A 17,092-nucleotide genomic window follows, 5' to 3' on the forward strand; every position below is an offset into this window, starting at 1 on the left:
AAAAGTGAGTTTACAACAAATGGTGTCATCCCAGTGCTTGACACTGGGATGGCTTTGTTGCATAGCACCTTAAGCAGTGATGGTTTACGACAAATTTATGTAATGATTTCAAATTTAGCCATACCAATATCAGTGAATTTGTTGAGCAAATAGCACTTAATTAGTAATTCTTTTTCACGATTTACTTCAGATTTATTCCTAAAGCTAAATCCAAATACTTGCTTCAACCTTGAGAAAAATCCTTCTATGTAAGATCTCTTTCCATAAATTGCTTCCTTTTTCCACTCTTTTACACCATCTTGTCCATATAATTTTATTAACCTAATAGCAGCATTTCTGTCAGACATATAATCTATTTTTGAATGTTCTGCTGCATCCTTTTTTGGTAGAACTTTTGTCTTTATATCGTATTTCTTACACAATTTATAAAGTTTGTGCCTATCGTATGCCCTATCTGCATATAATTTTGTGCTGAAAATTAACTTCTTCAAGCAAATCGCAAGCTCCATAGTGGTCAGAGTAGACGCCATTACTGTATCTTGCAGCTATAGCTTTTTTACTATTCACACTTAACATAACATGTAACTTTCTTACTTGCTCGTAGCTTCGGTACTTTCTATCTGCACTGTTTTCCTTACTGTGGCCAGGAGTGTTACTGTAAATGCTGATACTTGTGCTATCTATGATAATTTCAATATTTTCCATGTTGCTTTTATCAACCCTGCAATCATTTATCTTAATATCAAGTTTTTTAAACCTTCTTGATGCTTGTGAATAGCTGATAACTGCCAAATTTTTTCCTATTTGTTGCAGATATCCTTTTATAAACCCCACCGTTTGTCTTAAACCAATTCTAAAAAGATTGACAATTATATGCACCAAAATTACGACTTTATCACTGTAAATATAGTTGCCGCCCTGCATTTTTGGACTATTTTCATACCAATTTTCGATAGCTTCATCGATGTAACGAAAAATATTTCCCCTTTTTTCAAGGAATTTGTTATATTCGTTTTGGTTACTGACTTTCATTTTCTGTGGCATATTTTTTCTTCAACAGTTAAATGGTTATTTATAATGAATTTTGTCAGTAGCCACCAGATTTTTTCGGTTGCTATGCAACAAAGCCCACTGGGATCCAGGTTACTATATATGAAAAGTTATTATGTTTATATACTTGCAAGTGAACGAAATGGAACCCTGTATATAGGTATAACATCAAATTTAATTAAACGAATTTGGGAGCATAAAAGCAAAGCCATTTCCGGTTTCACGTCAAAGTACAATGTTAGTAAATTAGTCTACTTTGAGGAGTTTCAAGACATAAATTTAGCAATTAGTAAAGAAAAGCTTCTAAAAAGCTGGCAGAGAAAATGGAAAATAAACTTAATTGAAAAAACAAATCAAGAATGGAAAGATTTATATGACGAAATCGTATCTGGATTCCAGCGTCACGCGCTGGAATGACAGGAGGTAACGCAAGAAGTCTATTGATTGTGGAAACAATGACTTTGCAAAATATTAATTATTAGATAACATAATCAAAGTTTTTATCTTACATTCATCATGGTTAGAGCTATACAAATTAAAAAAACTGGGGGACCAGAAGTATTAGAATTTGTAGATAAGAATATAGGTGAGCCAAAAGGCGAGGAAGTTTTAGTACGTCACACAACTATTGGCTTAAATCGTTATGATTTAGAGCACAGAAAAGGTACGCGCAAAATTAAAAATTTACCATCAGTGCTTGGGGTAGAAGCAGTGGGAGTTATTGAAAAGCTTGGTAAAAAAATCAGTGATGGATTGAAGGTTGGAGATAGAGTTGGATATTGCACAGCTCCTCCAGGGGCATATTGTGAAAAGCGCGTTATACACCAGAAATATCTGATAAAAATTCCAGATGACATATCTGATGAAGTTGCTGCTGCAGTGCTGTTTAAAGGTATGACAGCTCACTATTTAGTTAATCAATCTTATAAAATTAGGCCTGGTGCTTTCGTGCTAGTTCATGGGGCTAATGGTGGTTTAGGACAAATAATATGCCAATGGGCAAAGGATAAAAAAGGTGTAGTGATAGGCTCTGTAAGCTCTGATGAAAAAATGAAGACAGCTTTACAAAGTGGCTGTACATACGCAATAAACTACAATGATAAAGACTTCGTTTCTAAAATTATGGAGATTACGCAAAACAGAGGAGTAGGTGCAGTGTATGACCCCATAGGTTACGCTACAAGCAAGCTCTCTTTTGAATCTTTAGGCAGGTTCGGCATATACGTTTCCTATGGGCAGATATCAGGTAACGCTCCTATTAGTTTTTCTTTACTTAGTTCACGTTCGTTATTTGCAACTGGAACCTCAATATACCATTATAAGCATGATAGATTCACATTAGTGCTTACCACAATGGAAATCTTCGAGATGATAAGAAAAAAACTTTTAACTGTACGGATCAATAAAAAATATAAATTTGATGAAATAATTCAAGCCCATCGCGATATGGAAAATAGAAAAGCGAGTGGATTAAATATTATCAAAATTTCTTAAGTAATTAGTAATTTAAACTAACCATTCATTAAATTATATCAACTAGAATCTCATATATTTAATTCTCCTTTTGGGGGAATTAAAAGCATATAGCTAAACTGACTTAGGCTTACCGACAACCGTCATCCCGCTACGTGTTAGCGGAATCTATGCTGAGATACCGCGAATAGACTTCTTGCATAACCCAAATTAAGTAGAAAAAGGTATCATCCGAGTAGCTGACACTGGTTCCTTTATGACGGCAGTAGCCCCTTCTCCTGTCATCCCAGTGCCCTCTTCTTGTCATCCCAGTGCCCAGACACTGGGATCCAGTTTCACCTTATGATGGTGTCATGAAAGTAGCTGACACTGGTTTCCATCCAAGACGGTGTCATTCCAGTCTGGAATCCAGAAAAAAGAATGGTGTCATCCCAGTGCCCAGACACTGGGATCCAGGAATTTTATTAAGTTGGTAAGCATAAAAATAGATGTTTTACGTTAAAATACAACGTTTTCGATGAGATTATATGGAAAACTGGATCCCAGTGTCAAGCACTGGGATGACAAAAAAAGGAGTACTGGAATGACAGCAGTCCTACGTCATACCGCGATTCATTCGCGGTATCTCAGCCGCTAACTGTTCTCCCTCGTCATACCGTGACGGTATCTCTAGATCCCGCTAACAAGCAGCGGGATGACGATTGTCGTTTAGCTATAAATATTTAAGAAATTTACCAAACGAAAAAAAAGGCAAAAGAAACCCTGGTCACTGTCTATTTTCAGTATTGGCGTTTTTTAAGTCTTAAACACTGCAATTTAGCTGCTTTTAAATGCAACTCACCTTAGTTTAAATGTTTAAGAAATTTACTAAGCAGAAAAAAAGGCAAAAGAAGCCCCGTGGTGCGAGTTTTGACCCTCTAATACTTTAAATTGGCGCTGTAATAATGTGCTAACGCTTAAAATAAGCGCGATTTGGCTGAATGTAGAAAAATTTTAAAAGACATGCAGCCACTATAATTTTATGTAATCCGCCAAAAAATACCCTGAGTTTTTTACTGAATTTTGTCATTGAGCCTGCAGGTCAAAAACAAGTTTTGAGTCATAAATACCCTTAATACTATAATAAGGGGGCTGGCGGAGTTTGTCAAGTAAGTTTTTTCGTTTCTATTCCCAATAAAAGTTTGTTATAAGGTTATGCAAGAAGTCTAATGAATCGCGGTATGACGTCTTAGCTATAGATGCTGATTTGTGTGATTTCAAGAGAAGCTTAGTAGATAAGTTGTGTTTTAAACCAAATTCGGTATTTTAAACTGAACATTTTCAATAATACCACCTTGCATAACTGAAATTTTTACACTCAGGTTTACTTTTAGGTAGTCTATTAATTCATCAACTAATATGTCAGGAGCGGAAGCACCTGCAGTGATTCCTATCTTTTCTACGCCCTGAAACCAGCTTTTATTCACACAGCTGTAATTATCAATCAAGTAGGCTCTTTTTCCTCTGGCAGTGCATAGATCTAATAAGCGATTTGAATTTGAGCTATTTTTACTTCCTACAACTAATACCATGTCTACAATTTCAGCTAGCTTTTTAACAGCATTTTGTCTGTTTTGCGTTGCATAGCATATGTCCTTTAAATCTGGACCTGTTATGCCTGGAAACCTTAATTTCAGGGCAGCAATAATGTCACGGGTATCGTCGATGCTTAACGTAGTTTGTGTAACATAAGACAAATTATCTGGATCTTTAACTTTTAAATTGCGTACGTCCTGCACAGTTTGCACTAAAATGATAGGATTATTTACTCTTCCTCTAATTCCCTTAACTTCTGGATGGTTTTCATGCCCAATGAGAATTAATTCTTTACCACTGTTTTCATACCTTTTTGCCTCTTTATGCACTTTGCTGACTAAAGGACATGTTGCATCAATCACTTGAATACCCTTTCTTTTTGCCTCATCTTCTATATTTTTTGACACTCCGTGCGCGCTGAAGATCAGTATTCCTCCATTATCTTCAATTTCCTCGATACTGTTCACAAAAACCACTCCTTGTTTCTTAAAGTCCTCTACTATATATTTATTGTGAACAATTTCGTGTAGCACATAAACTTGGCACTTGTTTTTGTATTTTTCTAAAGTAATAGCTAATATGTCCACAGCTCTTTTTACCCCGGCACAAAAACCTCGCGGCTCAGCTAAGATGATTTCCATTTTTGTCAAATCAAGTAAATATGCAAGCATTACTTAAAAATAAGCTCCGCTCACTGTGTTTTATAGTACCATTATTTATATTTTATATAATAATTATTTTTCGCATATTCTCTTTAACATTTGATCAACCTACTACTTCAGAAAATTTTAGAAAAGATAATATAGTACATAAACAACCTGATATTTTAGATAGAAATGGAGTGGTAATAGCAACAAATGTGCCCACAACATCACTATATACAGATGCAACCAAAGTAAAGAATCCGGAAAGTATAGCAGCACAACTGTGTTCTACTTTGCATGACCTCGAATACGAGAACTTATATAGAATACTTACTTCAGAAAAGAAATTTGCTTGGATAAAGCGGCACTTGACTCCAAAAGAACTGTTAGCAATAAAAAATGCCGGCGTGCCAGGAATAAACTTCTATAACGATGTAAAACGTATATATCCTCACAGTAATTTATTTTCACACGTGCTTGGTTACACTGACATAGATGGCAATGGTATTGCAGGAATTGAGGCATATATAAGTAAAAACAATGAGCAAGAAAAGCCCATAATACTATCCTTAGATACACGAGTGCAAAGCATAGTGCATGAAGAGCTAACTAAAGCTGTAAGCAGATATCAGGCACTCGGCGGAGTAGGAATTGTTTTAAATGTGAGAAATAGTGAAGTCATCTCGATGGTCAGTCTACCTGATTTTAACCCCAACCTACAGAATAAGGCAGAAGACGTACAAAAGTTTAATCGCGCCAGTCTTGGGGTGTATGAGATGGGGTCGGTATTAAAATTCTTTACAATAGCCGCAGCGCTTGATGCAAACGTTACAAAAACTAGCGATTTATATGACGTATCAACACCAATCACCATTGGAAAGTATAAAATTCAGGATTTTCACAAATCTAAAATTCCAAAAATTACTGTGCAAGATATATTTGTAAAATCATCCAACATTGGTGCAGCAAAAATTGCAGTCAAATTAGGTATTGAAAAACAAGTAGAATACTTTAAAGCTATGAAGCTATTTTCTCCTTTGAAAATAGAAATACCAGAAAAATCTACACCGATAATCCCGGATAAATGGAGTGAAAACACTTTAATAACAGCATCTTATGGTTATGGCATAGCTGTAACTCCTATACATCTTGCACAAACTGCAGCAGCATTAATCAACAATGGGATATTTCATAACGCAACCTTGATGTTGAATAAAAGAAGTATAGGAGAGCAAATTATCTCAAGAAGAACTTCCAGGGAAATGAGAAAATTATTACGCGCAGCAGTAACAGATGGCACTGGCAGGAAAGCAAAAATAAAGGCATATTCAATAGGGGGAAAGACTGGATCGGCGGAAAAAGTTGTAGATGGTAAATATAGCAAAGATGCAAACATAGCGTCATTTATAGGAGTGCTAACCATGCTTGACCCAAGGTATATAGTGCTAATTGCTATTGATGAACCTCAAGGGATACACCATACCGGGGGAATAATTGCTGCGCCTATAGTAAAGAACATTATAAATAGAATAGCACCTATACTAAATGTTACACCTGAGATGTAAAATTATGATTGCTTTACTATAACTTCAAATCTATCATTACCAAAATTCTTATTAATATACCAAGAACCATCATCTTTAGTTACAAATTCAAGACCTTTAAGGTCTCTTTCTATTGTCTTTCCATTTTGACCATCAATAGCGATATTAATATCGAATGTAATAACGTCTAGATTTATCATAGCTTCTTTCCCGCTGCACGAATTTAGACTGAACTTGCCTAACATGACATCATTAAAACTCACTTCCCCTGTATAGATATCACACTGACCGTCCACACAACACGTAGTTTCAATATAGAAAAGGTCTGACATATAAAACACCTTACGTTTATAAAAAAAGAGCTAAATATATATAGCTAGTGCAGCCCTACGCCACGCCGCTAACAAGTAATCGTCAGTAAACCTAGATCACTTTAGCTATATAACCATAATACAGCTAGAAATGTAAAATTCAACAGTTAATTGTGTAAGGAAGTCTAAATTACTACATCTTAGAGGAATGGCTGTTTAGTTTTTTTGTTAATCTTTTTTACCATGCTGTCAATCATATGCTTTATCCCTTGATATACAGAGTATGTACTTTCGTCACTACGCATATAAGCAGAACAAGAAAATACATTATACTCTTCGTCTTCTATTGATAACCCTGTATCGCACTTTATGTGTTCGCCGCCAAGCTTTTCTATCAACTGTTCTTTGTCATCTCCTATAGTTACCTTAACCTTACTTTCTTCTTTACCTATCTTACTACTTAAAATTGAAACAATGATAGCTGGAGATATGCATATCGCTCCTATTGGCTTTTTTGTAACAAAGAATTCTGAAACTAATCTTTCAAATTCAGGCATTACTGTCACCATGCCTTTATTTTCAGCTAAGTCAGATAAATTTTTTGCAACTCCGTATCCACCAGGTACAACTAGCATGTCAAAATTTTCAGCTTTGGCTTCTTTTAAGTCATATATTTCGCCTCTTGCGATTCTTGCTGCTTCTACAAGTACATTCCTTTTTTCTTTCACTGCCTCCTTTGTTTTATGATTCATAACTTGTGTGATATTGATATCAGGTGCAAAGCATTTAACATCCACATCCTGCTGATCAAGCACAAGCAGACTTAAAACCGCTTCTCTTACCTCTGCACCGTCAAGGTGACCACACCCTGATAAAACCACAGCAGCTTTTAATTTTTTTTCACCCATAAAGTACCTTGATTTCATATAATCTAGATATTTTAATACAAATTCTATATTTGGAAAGGGGTATGTTATATCAATTATAATATAATTAATAATTAGTATGTATAATTAGGTATATTTACAGTCAATGGAGTAAAATGTGGCTGAGTTCTTTGATAATGAAACTGACTACCAAGAACTAAGAAAAGCTGTTTCAGATATAATAGAAAGCATCGCACAATCCCCATCAGAGGGAAAAGAGGAGTTACTTAAAGCCCTATCAGAACAAGTTGAAAAAATGAATTTTAATAATGTAGGTTTAGCGATTAATGACCAAGGCTTGCAAAAGGAGGTCAACAAAGAATTATTTATAAAATTCATTGAAGAAGCACTTAAAAGTCCAACTTTTGAAAAAACCAACTTAGAAGTAATAGAAGATGCGCTAAAGCATGTCAATGATCAAGCAATAGGTAATGTTATAAATAATAATAAAGGTCCGCTGGATGATCTAGTCAATTATTTTGAATCAGCATCTGCAAACAAAAAAATTGGAATAGCTTCTACTGGAATAGTATTAGGAGTAGCATTTTCTCCGCTTATTGTGCTTGCTACATTAATAGCACTTGTAGCTATTGGAGCACGTTATGTAGGAATAGGTATAGGAAAGGCAGGGGAAAAAATAAAAGAAGGCGCGATTGAAGCAGGGAAAGCAGTAAAAAGTTCATATAAAGATTTAATAGATAGGCTGCCTGAAGTTCAAAGAAGAGAAAATAATTTTGAAAAGTTAATAAGCAATTTAATGGAAAAGAATCTTGAAGCTGATGAAGGAGAAAGAACAATGCTTAGTAATGAAATAAAAATAATAAAAATGCTTCAGAATCAAGAGCAACTAGCAGCCATAGGACAGTTAATAGGGGAAGATAATGCTGATCTTTTGAACAATCTTATGAGCAAGGGTACTAGTACTCATGAGGAAGACATGGAGAAACTTGTAGATTTTATGAGCGAATTTCAACCTGCAATTATGGCCATTGGTAACAATGAAATAAACGAGGTAGAACAAAAAGTTAATGAGAAAGCTCAGGAAATGAAGCCAGATTCTCAAGTAGATAGTCCAAGTCCTGAACGAGTTAGTGGAGAAGGAATCACAGGACCGGGTTGATGCATTTGAGGAGCGTTTTGACGCAAAAATTACTATTAGAAAGGGGAGTGTTAAATAAACCATACGCGTCAAGTTAAGAAACAAGGGTAAGAAAATTCAATGAACTTAAGGTGGATACTCTTGTTTTTCTATATCTGTCTTTCACAGAAAATGGGAGTGTTAAATAAACCATACGCGTCAAGTTAAGGCCCAATATAGCACCATTTAAACTTGTTTGTTACATTTATTTTTTTGGAAATTTTGATCTAAAATAAGATAATTCTTTTAGAAGAGTCTATAAATTACTAGCTTTATTGCTTAATATCTAAAATAATTTTTACCACTTTTCTTTTTCCTTATGCTACTTTCCCTTAACTTGACGCGTATGGTTTTTTAAACATTCCCGTGCAATTAGAGAACCTAAGTCACTTTAGCTATAGATTCTTGCAAAGTTCTACAAGATTAACCACATTACCTCACGTTTTCTCTATGATTATTTTTTTAGATTACTTGTCTACCTTATTTGCCGTTTCCTGAACGAATATACAGAAGCTATAAAAACTGTCTAATAGCTACCCAAAACCCTTATCTCCCACTCAAGTTCAACATTAAATTTATCCTTCACTGCGTCTTTTACTCTGTTGCCAAGGTTTTCCAAGTCAGATGCAGTTGCATTATTGTAATTGAGCAAGAAGTTACAATGTTTCTTAGAGATTCTAGCTCCACCAATATTTAACCCTAGGCAGCCAGATTTATCAATTAACTCCCATGCTCGATAGTTTTTTGGATTTTTGAATATGCACCCAGCAGTTTTTCCTCTCGTTGGCTGGCTTTTGTTTTTTTTATCGATAATTTCCTTTAACCTTTGCAATATAAGCTCATACTCTGAGTTTACTCCTTTAAACTCAGCTTCAACAAAAATCCAATTCCCTTTTAGGCCATGTCCACGATAAAAATACCCCATTTCTTTGCTGGAGAACTCATATAGGTTTCCATCCTCTAGATTCACTGCTTTTATGGATTGTACAACACTTGCGATATCACTACCATATGCACCTGCATTCATTTCTATTCCGCCACCAACTGTTCCTGGAATTCCAACTAGAAACTCGAGTCCACTAATTTGTTGCTCTCCTGCAAAGTAAGCAAGGTTCCTGAGCAGCGCAGCACCACCTGCAACAATAGAGTTGTTACCCTTACTTTTAATATATGCAAACTCCTTACCTAATTTTACTGTTATTCCTCGAATGCCACTATCTCGCACTATTATGTTGGATGTTGCACCGATAACGTTAATTGGCAACTCAGTGTTTTTAATCAAGCATGTTAAATCTTCAATATCACGTGGTTTAAATAATATATCAGCTCGTCCACCGACATTTAACCACGTTGCTTTAGACATTAAGATGTCATAACGATAGATTCCACGTACTTTAGGTAAGCTTATAAGCATTTTGATTTCAACTCTAACCCTGCATCCATACCCATTTTCTCCGCATCTTCTATAAATGAAGTGCGCTCAGTGAAGTATATATTTTTTCCATCTGCCAACATACAACGAAGGTGTAGCATATTTTCGTTCACATATTCAGCCAAAGCTGCAAGTGGTGTAAAACATGAACCATTCACTGTCTTCATAAAACTGCGCTCTGATTTCACTCTTATAAAAGACATATTATTATTAATTTTCTCTAAAAGATCGATAATTTTTACATCATTCCTCCTACATTGAATACAAATCGCTCCCTGTCCCACTGCACTTAACATAACTTTTGGTAGCAATACCTCTGTAATTAAGTGATGCTTTTCTAATCTTATGAGTCCAGCTTCAGCTAAAATTATTCCATCAAAACTTTGATTTTGCAATCTGGTTGTTACATTTCCACGTAACGGTACTATATTTAAATCTGGTCTAAAATTTAGTAACTGAACTTTTCTTCTTATTGAAGAAGTGGCAATAGTAGCCTGTTGTGGCAAAGACTCAAGGCTATTGTATTTATGAGAAATAAACGCATCGCATGGACTTAGCCTTTCTAAAACACAAGGAATTGTTAAACCCCCTGAGAAAAACGCAGGCACATCCTTTAGCGAATGAACTGCCATATCTATATTATTTTCGAGCAATTCAGTCTCAATTTCTTTAATGAATAATCCTTTGCCCCCTATTTCAGCAAGATTTGCGTTTGCATACTTATCTCCAGAAGTTTTTATCTTAACAATTTCAATAGATAAGTTAGGAAAAGAGTCCAGCAACTTTTGTTTTGCTTCCAAAGCCTGGGCAACTGCAAGGCTGCTTCCTCTGGTACCTATTTTGACTAGCATGTGTACGACTGTTTGTCTGATGTCATCCCAGTGCCCAGACACTGGGATCCAGTTTTACTATACAATTCATCATATGAGCCTTTGCATTTATTGTACTTTAACTTAAAACCAAAAGCAACTTTGACTTTACAAAATAATAACCTTTTATATGCATAAATAAGCTTACTGGATTCTAGTACTTGCATGACAGCAGTCCTACGTCATACCGCCGCGGTATCTCAGATCCCGCTAACAAGCAGCGGGATGACGATTGTCAGGGTGTCATCCAAGTAGCCTCTTTCTTGTCATCCCAGTGCCCAGACACTGGGATCCAGTTTCACCTTATGATGGTGTCATTCCAGTGCCCAGACACTGGTTTCTATCCAAAAGGGTGTCATCCCAGTGCCCAGACACTGGGATCTCATTTTACTTTATGATGATGTTATGAAAGTAGCTGACACTGGTTTCCATCCAAAAGGGTGTCATCCGAGTAGCCCCTTCGGTGTCATCCCAGTGCTTGACACTGGGATCCAGGAATTTTGATTGGACACTGGGTTGGTAAGCATAAAAGTGTTATGTAAAATACAACGTTCTTGATGGAATCATATGGAAAACTGGATCCCAGTGTCTGAGCACTGGGATGACAAAGGAGAGCAGTGTCAAGCACTGGAATACATCACAGGAGCACTGGAATGACACCCTTTACGGGCTCTTAAATTACAACTATAAATATTTAAGAAATTTACCAAGCAAAAAAAAGGCAAAAGAAGCCCTAGTCATTGTCTACTTTCAGTATTGGCGTTTTTTAAGTCTTAAACACTACAATTTAGCTGCTTTTAAATGCAACTCACCTTTGTTTAAATGTTTAAGAAATTTACTAAGCAGAAAAAAAGGCAAAAGAAACCCCGTGGTAATTAGTGTTCACTCCCTAATCCTGCAAATTGGCGTACTATACTGTCTTAAACGACTTATAAGCGCGTTTCAGCTTATATAGGTAAAAACCTAGAAATGTTGTGAAGACATAAGGTGCACATAGTGCAAAAAATTAAAAATAAGACGCCAACTACGTTGTTTTCTTGCTGTTTAATCTGCACAGATGAAGATAACTGAATACCTTCAGTTTCATGATAAAGGGGCTGGCGAAGGGTGTCAAGCAAGTTTTTTCGTTTCTATAGCTACTTGGATAGGTTATTTGGACAATAGAGAATTTTACAAAAATCTATTTTTAACTTACACTGCAATTTTAAACCTACAACTTATGTACAACAGGCTTATAGTCAAATCTTTTTCAGTATTATGCATCTGTTTATTTGCTTTATACATAACACTGCCAAATTTCTTTGATAATAAGCTTTTTATTTCGAAAAAAAGAATAAACTTAGGCCTTGACCTGAAAGGAGGGGCATCTTTGCTTCTAAACATAGACTTAGACTTCTATTTTAAGGAAAAGCTAGGCATGCTAGCTGATGAGATAAAAGAGACATTGCTAACAAAAAATATTGAATCTAACGTACAAAATAGCGTTGTAACTTTAAATAATATTGATGACTATAAAAAAGCATCTGTGTTGATTAATGTGATAAATCCAAATTTAGAGCTAAATAGAAAAGATTCTTCAATTCTCATTTCGTATAAACCCCATTATAAAAATTCTTTGATCAGTGAAGTAGCTGCAGAATCAATAAACAATGTCCAGCGGCGTTTGGACAAACTTGGCACAAAGGAAGTCAGCGTTCAAAAACAAGGGCAGAATAAAATATTAGTGCAGGTGCCTGGAGTAGAAGACACCGAACAGATAAAATCTCTGCTTGGCAAAACTGCTAAGCTAGCTTTTCATTTGGCAAACACTAACATAGCCAAGGTGCAGGATATAGATTATGAAACTACTGTCATGCTCAAGGATTCTTTAGGTAATTCTTATCCAATATTCCGCAAAACTGAAATAGGTGGTGATGCACTGATTAATGCATCAGTTAGATTTGGTCACTTAGGTAAACCAACAGTGCATTTTAAATTTGACAGCATAGCGAGTAAAAGATTCGCGAAAATCACTAAAGAAAATGTGGGAAAACCTTTTGCAATTGTTCTGGATAACACAGTTTTAACAGTACCTACAATACGTGAGCCAATTTTAAATGGAGAGGGAGAAATTAGCGGTAATTTTACTGAAAAACAAGCAAGCGAACTTGCAATACTTTTAAAATCTGGAGCACTGCCAGCGCCACTTAAAATAATTGAAGAAAAAAACATTGGCCCAAGCCTTGGAGAAGAATCAATAAAGGCAGGGGAAATGGCAGCAACAATCTCTATTATAGCCGTGGCTTTATTTATAATTATCACTTACGGCAAATTAGGTGTATTGGCCTCTATTGCGCTTTTTTCTAATGTAATTCTTATATTATCAATTCTCACTCTGCTTGAAGCAACTCTAACTTTACCTGGAATTGCCGGTATTGCACTCACTGTCGGTATGGCGGTGGATGCAAATGTTTTAATATTTGAGCGAATTCGTGAGGAAATTAAATCGGGAAAGAGAACAGTGCGTGCTATTGAAGAAGGGTTTAAAAACGCTATAAAGACAATACTGGATTCAAATATCACTACATTAATTGCTGCAGGAATAATGTTCATTATTGGCAGCGGAGCAATTAGAGGCTTTTCTGTCACTTTATCAATAGGAATTTTATGTTCGATGTTTTCTGCAATCACAGTCACAAAACTCCTGATAGAGTTGTGTATGAACCCGAAGGAACTAGCGCTTTGTTAGTCAACCACCTTCATTCCCACAACGTTATATCCTGAATCGACGTGCAAAATTTCTCCAGTAGTGCCACTACTTAAGTCGCTTAATAAGTATAACGCTGCCTTGCCAACATCCTCTATTGTAACATTGCGTCTAAGCGGAGAATTATTTCTATTCCATTCTGATATGAAGTGAAAATCGCTTATTCCAGAAGATGCTAAAGTTCTGATTGGACCAGCGGAAATTGCATTTACTCTGATATTTTGTGGCCCGAGATCACATGCTATATATTTTACACTTGCTTCAAGTGCTGCTTTACATAAACCCATAACGTTATAATTTGGCATAACTTTTTCAGCGCCATAATAAGATAAAGTAAGTAAACTACCACCACTTGACATCATTTTTTCAGCTCTTTGCGCTAAAGCAGTGAAAGAATAGCACGATATATGCATTGCATTGAGAAAGTTATTCAGTGAAGTATTGACATATTTACCATTTAACTCATTTTTATCGGAGAATGCTATTGCATGCACCAAAAAGTCAAGAGTACCCCACTTCTTCTCTATTTCCTTAAAAGCATTATTTATGATTTCCTCGTTTGAAACATCACAGTGTAATATTAGCTTCACATTTAATTCATCTACTATCAGTAATAATTTTTCTTTTACTATTTCGTTCTGGTAGGTGATTGCAAGTTCTGCCCCGTGCTCTGAGAGAGTTTTTGCTATACCGTATGCGATCGATCTCTTATTTATTATTCCGGTTATTAATCCCTTTTTGCCTTGTAATAGACTTGTCGTCATAGAACTATCTGTTTTTTATAATTTGGAGTATTAACTAGATAAAGTCAATTATGTTTTAAAACATTTTTTGCAGTAACTTAAAGTCTAGCATTAGCGATACCACTGTTAAAAAAAGGCAGCGATGAGAGTTTTTAGCAATCATCTATAACAGTTTCTTAGATTGCTTTTTATTAAAAAAATCAAAGCTTTGTTAATTAAATAATATAGTTAATATTTTCACTAATTTGACGCATTATTAAAATAGTGTTAAGCTATGTGCATAAAATAATTAGTGAGGTTTCAATGCTAAGTGATATTATAAAACAATCTAGTGGCTGGGATACGAAAGCACTAGCTAAGATATTTAGTAACAAAAAATTTCTTAGGTCAGTTGATGGTGATAAAGAAAAGTACCTAGCAGATCTGATCTCAAAGGATTATGAAAAAAGAAATATAACTCTGCCAAGAGAAATAATACCTGATAGTGTTACTCTGGATGCTTTGTATTTTACTCATAAAAAAGATCCTTTAACTCTACCTATTTTATTAAGATATTTCACTCATAAAAATTTACTTCAAGAAGCCAAAGATGACTTGGATAAACTAAATCAAAAGTTGCAAGGTGCAATGGATAAAGATTTAAAAGATCTGCAAGACAAGCAAAAGAAATTACAAGAAGATAGAACTAATTTAAATAATGTAGAAATGCACAGTGAAGAGGCTAAAGCACTTGCTATAGATAAAATAGACGAACAAATAACGAAAGCTTCATCTGAGATCGAAAAACTCGAGTTATATAAAGAGGACATCACAAACCTTCTTAACGGTGGTAAAACAAAATCAAATTCTTATCCATCCAAATATTTCTCTATACTAAATGACGGGATTATAGAGATAATGGAAAAAAAACTAACAGCTTATGTTAAGGGTGATACTGATATTGGGGAAACATATTCAAGTCTTAATAGTAGAGCAAAAAAAATTATAAGAGTAAGAAATGTGAAAAATACACTAGTACTTTCTGCGTCTCTGGCCTTTTTCATACCATGTATTTCAGTAATGTGTCTTGGCATGTTTTGTATGGGAGTACAACATGGACCACGACCTAGCTTCTTATTTCCTATGATTGACATCACACTTTTTTATATAGTACCAATTATGTTATCAATCGCCGTTGCATTATACGCAACAGCAGGTGTGGCTCATCTAATAAAGAGACGCTATGAGCAAAGTTTTGAAAAGGAAATGCAAGACTTCATAGAAGGACCAAAGCGTGCAGAGAAAGCAACTAATGAAGATGTGAAGAAATTAGAACAAGAAGGAACAGGAGTAGGCGATTATGGTAAAAAACCTTCAGCACCACCATACGATGGACCTAAGCAGCCAGGATTGTACCCAGATCTTTCAGAAGCACAACCACCATCATACGAAGAAGCTTGCGGCACTATCGTGCAATTGGAAGATTCAGGACCAAGCAGTAATCTTGATTCTGCTGAGCAGCTAAAACCTGGTACAGATCTTTTAGGGAGTCTTTCAGAACAACAAAACGCAAAATTGGGTCCTGTTCTACTTCCATCTAATACAATGTAATAAAGGGGTATAACTCAGAGCTAGAGGTTATGATTGTAATAAAGACATAAAAAAAACGGACAAGTCAAGCAAAGTTACAAATGTAATTTTGCTTGACTATCCATTTATTACCACCTAAAGCAGCTAACAAAGCCATCCCATATGACATTTTACTTATATCTAATCAAGCATATTAATAAGTAAGTAAATTTTAATGTAATTTTATTATACTTATAGATGTATCATATAAAATGAAAATATGGATGATTTCATAACTGCAAGAAGGAAAGATGATGCTGTGGTATCTATTTGTCAGGATAATAAGAAAAAAACCGTGTTAATTTCGGGGCTCAATCAAGTTGCAAGGGATTTGCTAAAATATAAAGAGGAGAATTTGCTTAACAAGCCATTAATTAATATCTTAAGCACAAGAGCAGCCGGCAACGTGAAGAATTATTTAGAGTATACCGAAAATGGACACGATTTACTTGATATATTACCTAAAGTGATAGATTTTTCCTTAATTGATGCTAAAGGAGAAGATATCAGGACAAAAGTAAAAGTTTTCCGCACTGCACAATTTGCCAGTAATAAAATAAATTATGAGCTATTAATACGTGATATCAGTTTGTCCCATAAATTAGGAATCTTTAGAGATGAATACCTAATGGGTAAAAAATATAAAAACCATGACTTATTCGATATACCGGGCAATGAGTCCACTATTCTAGAGTTATACGTTATATTGAATTTCGCCTTTCAACATCAAATTAATGCAGCTATAGGAATAATTGGCTTAAATAGTAGCTGTAGCGAGACAAATGATGCACTGAAAGTTGTCATAGAACATTTTTATAAAAATTGCCGTAGTGATGATTTTCTAGGGTATATTGATGAGAATAAAGTGCTTTTTGTTTTGATTAACTGCGATGTAAAAAGTACATCTAAAATAATTAATCGTATACATTCTGCCATTAATAAGCAGTTATTAAAGCGAAAATTACTAAGTGTATCAATAATTTATGGGAATATAGCTCAAAAACGGGCAGAAAAATCTAATGCTTAACGTAAA

At 35.1% G+C, this 17,092-nt stretch carries 19 protein-coding genes; 9 read left to right on the plus strand and 10 right to left on the minus strand.

Going from position 1 to position 17,092, the window contains the following annotated elements; translation table 11 throughout:
* Nucleotides 1-95: 95 nt before the first annotated feature.
* Both ABWU69_RS04925 and ABWU69_RS04930 read right to left on the minus strand, forming a co-directional pair.
* Nucleotides 96-509 carry a transposase gene (locus ABWU69_RS04925; protein WP_353284975.1) on the minus strand — a complete coding sequence of 138 codons (414 nt, stop codon included), beginning with the start codon at nt 507-509 and terminating at the stop codon, nt 96-98.
* The gene (locus ABWU69_RS04930; protein ID WP_353285023.1) at nt 451-1,044 is read right to left on the minus strand and encodes a transposase; all 594 of its coding nucleotides are present in this window, start codon (nt 1,042-1,044) and stop codon (nt 451-453) included. The genes ABWU69_RS04925 and ABWU69_RS04930 overlap by 59 nt, the downstream gene beginning before the upstream one ends.
* Before the next feature lie 108 nt (nt 1,045-1,152).
* Between ABWU69_RS04930 and ABWU69_RS04935 the strand changes: the two genes are divergently transcribed.
* The 3 genes from ABWU69_RS04935 to ABWU69_RS04945 all read left to right on the plus strand — a co-directional run bounded on the left by ABWU69_RS04935 (nt 1,153) and on the right by ABWU69_RS04945 (nt 2,999).
* A complete protein-coding gene (locus ABWU69_RS04935) occupies nt 1,153-1,467 on the plus strand; it encodes a GIY-YIG nuclease family protein (RefSeq protein WP_253307275.1) in 315 nt (104 codons plus the stop codon).
* Nucleotides 1,468-1,566: 99 nt separating this feature from the next.
* Nucleotides 1,567-2,544, plus strand: coding sequence for a quinone oxidoreductase family protein (locus ABWU69_RS04940; protein WP_265026380.1), 978 nt, complete (start codon nt 1,567-1,569; stop codon nt 2,542-2,544).
* 332 nt (nt 2,545-2,876) lie between these two features.
* The gene (locus ABWU69_RS04945; protein ID WP_353285024.1) at nt 2,877-2,999 is read left to right on the plus strand and encodes a hypothetical protein; all 123 of its coding nucleotides are present in this window, start codon (nt 2,877-2,879) and stop codon (nt 2,997-2,999) included.
* An 810-nt stretch (nt 3,000-3,809) separates the two neighbouring features.
* On the opposite strand, the gene ispH is transcribed toward ABWU69_RS04945, so the two are convergent.
* Nucleotides 3,810-4,739: a 4-hydroxy-3-methylbut-2-enyl diphosphate reductase gene (gene ispH / locus ABWU69_RS04950; RefSeq protein ID WP_265035670.1), complete on the minus strand. Its 930-nt coding sequence runs from the start codon at nt 4,737-4,739 to the stop codon at nt 3,810-3,812.
* 20 nt (nt 4,740-4,759) lie between these two features.
* Between ispH and ABWU69_RS04955 the strand changes: the two genes are divergently transcribed.
* Complete coding sequence (locus ABWU69_RS04955) at nt 4,760-6,307, plus strand: peptidoglycan D,D-transpeptidase FtsI family protein (protein ID WP_265034448.1); 1,548 nt, start codon at nt 4,760-4,762, stop codon at nt 6,305-6,307.
* Between the two features lie 2 nt (nt 6,308-6,309).
* Here ABWU69_RS04955 and ABWU69_RS04960 read toward each other — a convergent pair whose 3' ends face one another.
* Both ABWU69_RS04960 and elbB read right to left on the minus strand, forming a co-directional pair.
* Complete coding sequence (locus ABWU69_RS04960) at nt 6,310-6,618, minus strand: hypothetical protein (RefSeq protein WP_265034449.1); 309 nt, start codon at nt 6,616-6,618, stop codon at nt 6,310-6,312.
* Between the two features lie 179 nt (nt 6,619-6,797).
* Nucleotides 6,798-7,505 (minus strand): isoprenoid biosynthesis glyoxalase ElbB, encoded by a 708-nt coding sequence (gene elbB, locus ABWU69_RS04965; protein WP_265026419.1) that lies wholly within the window; start codon nt 7,503-7,505, stop codon nt 6,798-6,800.
* A gap of 136 nt (nt 7,506-7,641) precedes the next feature.
* On the opposite strand from elbB, the gene ABWU69_RS04970 reads away from it, so the two are divergent.
* Nucleotides 7,642-8,643: a hypothetical protein gene (locus ABWU69_RS04970; RefSeq protein ID WP_265034450.1), complete on the plus strand. Its 1,002-nt coding sequence runs from the start codon at nt 7,642-7,644 to the stop codon at nt 8,641-8,643.
* A gap of 544 nt (nt 8,644-9,187) precedes the next feature.
* Here the strand turns inward: ABWU69_RS04970 and murB are convergent.
* The 3 genes from murB to ABWU69_RS04985 are packed head-to-tail and all read right to left on the minus strand — an operon-like array spanning nt 9,188 to nt 11,129.
* A complete protein-coding gene (gene murB, locus ABWU69_RS04975; protein WP_265034451.1) occupies nt 9,188-10,075 on the minus strand; it encodes a UDP-N-acetylmuramate dehydrogenase in 888 nt (295 codons plus the stop codon).
* A complete protein-coding gene (gene hemC / locus ABWU69_RS04980) occupies nt 10,066-10,944 on the minus strand; it encodes a hydroxymethylbilane synthase (protein WP_265035671.1) in 879 nt (292 codons plus the stop codon). The genes murB and hemC overlap by 10 nt, the downstream gene beginning before the upstream one ends.
* Nucleotides 10,938-11,129, minus strand: a complete 192-nt coding sequence (locus ABWU69_RS04985; RefSeq protein WP_265034452.1) for a hypothetical protein — start codon at nt 11,127-11,129, stop codon at nt 10,938-10,940. Before ABWU69_RS04985 ends, hemC begins: the two co-directional genes overlap by 7 nt.
* Between ABWU69_RS04985 and ABWU69_RS04990 the strand changes: the two genes are divergently transcribed.
* Nucleotides 11,124-11,360, plus strand: coding sequence for a hypothetical protein (locus ABWU69_RS04990; protein ID WP_341812845.1), 237 nt, complete (start codon nt 11,124-11,126; stop codon nt 11,358-11,360). The genes ABWU69_RS04985 and ABWU69_RS04990 overlap by 6 nt on opposite strands.
* 136 nt (nt 11,361-11,496) lie before the next feature.
* Here ABWU69_RS04990 and ABWU69_RS04995 read toward each other — a convergent pair whose 3' ends face one another.
* Nucleotides 11,497-11,622, minus strand: a complete 126-nt coding sequence (locus ABWU69_RS04995) for a hypothetical protein (RefSeq protein ID WP_265034454.1) — start codon at nt 11,620-11,622, stop codon at nt 11,497-11,499.
* Between the two features lie 559 nt (nt 11,623-12,181).
* Here ABWU69_RS04995 and secD point away from each other — a divergent pair.
* Nucleotides 12,182-13,690, plus strand: coding sequence for a protein translocase subunit SecD (gene secD / locus ABWU69_RS05000; protein WP_353285432.1), 1,509 nt, complete (start codon nt 12,182-12,184; stop codon nt 13,688-13,690).
* On the opposite strand, the gene ABWU69_RS05005 is transcribed toward secD, so the two are convergent.
* Complete coding sequence (locus tag ABWU69_RS05005; RefSeq protein ID WP_265034455.1) at nt 13,687-14,472, minus strand: enoyl-ACP reductase; 786 nt, start codon at nt 14,470-14,472, stop codon at nt 13,687-13,689. The two genes, secD and ABWU69_RS05005, sit on opposite strands and share 4 nt — an antisense overlap.
* Nucleotides 14,473-14,754: 282 nt before the next feature.
* On the opposite strand from ABWU69_RS05005, the gene ABWU69_RS05010 reads away from it, so the two are divergent.
* Nucleotides 14,755-16,041: a hypothetical protein gene (locus ABWU69_RS05010; protein WP_265034456.1), complete on the plus strand. Its 1,287-nt coding sequence runs from the start codon at nt 14,755-14,757 to the stop codon at nt 16,039-16,041.
* A gap of 238 nt (nt 16,042-16,279) precedes the next feature.
* A complete protein-coding gene (locus ABWU69_RS05015; RefSeq protein ID WP_341812843.1) occupies nt 16,280-17,086 on the plus strand; it encodes a hypothetical protein in 807 nt (268 codons plus the stop codon).
* Nucleotides 17,087-17,092 lie beyond the last annotated feature (6 nt).

The organism is Wolbachia endosymbiont (group A) of Beris morrisii, assembly GCF_964028185.1.
Classification (GTDB): Bacteria; Pseudomonadota; Alphaproteobacteria; order Rickettsiales; family Anaplasmataceae; genus Wolbachia.

What these genes read in the sequence shown, in the direction of transcription:
- ABWU69_RS04925 (WP_353284975.1), bottom strand. Translation starts at nt 509, where the DNA reads ATGGAGCTTGCGATTTGCTTGAAGAAGTTAATTTTCAGCACAAAATTA.
- ABWU69_RS04930 (WP_353285023.1), bottom strand. Translation starts at nt 1,044, where the DNA reads ATGCCACAGAAAATGAAAGTCAGTAACCAAAACGAATATAACAAATTC.
- ABWU69_RS04935 (WP_253307275.1), top strand. Translation starts at nt 1,153, where the DNA reads ATGAAAAGTTATTATGTTTATATACTTGCAAGTGAACGAAATGGAACC.
- ABWU69_RS04940 (WP_265026380.1), top strand. Translation starts at nt 1,567, where the DNA reads ATGGTTAGAGCTATACAAATTAAAAAAACTGGGGGACCAGAAGTATTA.
- ABWU69_RS04945 (WP_353285024.1), top strand. Translation starts at nt 2,877, where the DNA reads ATGAAAGTAGCTGACACTGGTTTCCATCCAAGACGGTGTCATTCCAGT.
- ispH (WP_265035670.1), bottom strand. Translation starts at nt 4,739, where the DNA reads ATGGAAATCATCTTAGCTGAGCCGCGAGGTTTTTGTGCCGGGGTAAAA.
- ABWU69_RS04955 (WP_265034448.1), top strand. Translation starts at nt 4,760, where the DNA reads ATGCAAGCATTACTTAAAAATAAGCTCCGCTCACTGTGTTTTATAGTA.
- ABWU69_RS04960 (WP_265034449.1), bottom strand. Translation starts at nt 6,618, where the DNA reads ATGTCAGACCTTTTCTATATTGAAACTACGTGTTGTGTGGACGGTCAG.
- elbB (WP_265026419.1), bottom strand. Translation starts at nt 7,505, where the DNA reads ATGGGTGAAAAAAAATTAAAAGCTGCTGTGGTTTTATCAGGGTGTGGT.
- murB (WP_265034451.1), bottom strand. Translation starts at nt 10,075, where the DNA reads ATGCTTATAAGCTTACCTAAAGTACGTGGAATCTATCGTTATGACATC.
- hemC (WP_265035671.1), bottom strand. Translation starts at nt 10,944, where the DNA reads ATGCTAGTCAAAATAGGTACCAGAGGAAGCAGCCTTGCAGTTGCCCAG.
- ABWU69_RS04985 (WP_265034452.1), bottom strand. Translation starts at nt 11,129, where the DNA reads ATGCAAGTACTAGAATCCAGTAAGCTTATTTATGCATATAAAAGGTTA.
- secD (WP_353285432.1), top strand. Translation starts at nt 12,182, where the DNA reads ATGTACAACAGGCTTATAGTCAAATCTTTTTCAGTATTATGCATCTGT.
- ABWU69_RS05005 (WP_265034455.1), bottom strand. Translation starts at nt 14,472, where the DNA reads ATGACGACAAGTCTATTACAAGGCAAAAAGGGATTAATAACCGGAATA.
- ABWU69_RS05010 (WP_265034456.1), top strand. Translation starts at nt 14,755, where the DNA reads ATGCTAAGTGATATTATAAAACAATCTAGTGGCTGGGATACGAAAGCA.
- ABWU69_RS05015 (WP_341812843.1), top strand. Translation starts at nt 16,280, where the DNA reads ATGGATGATTTCATAACTGCAAGAAGGAAAGATGATGCTGTGGTATCT.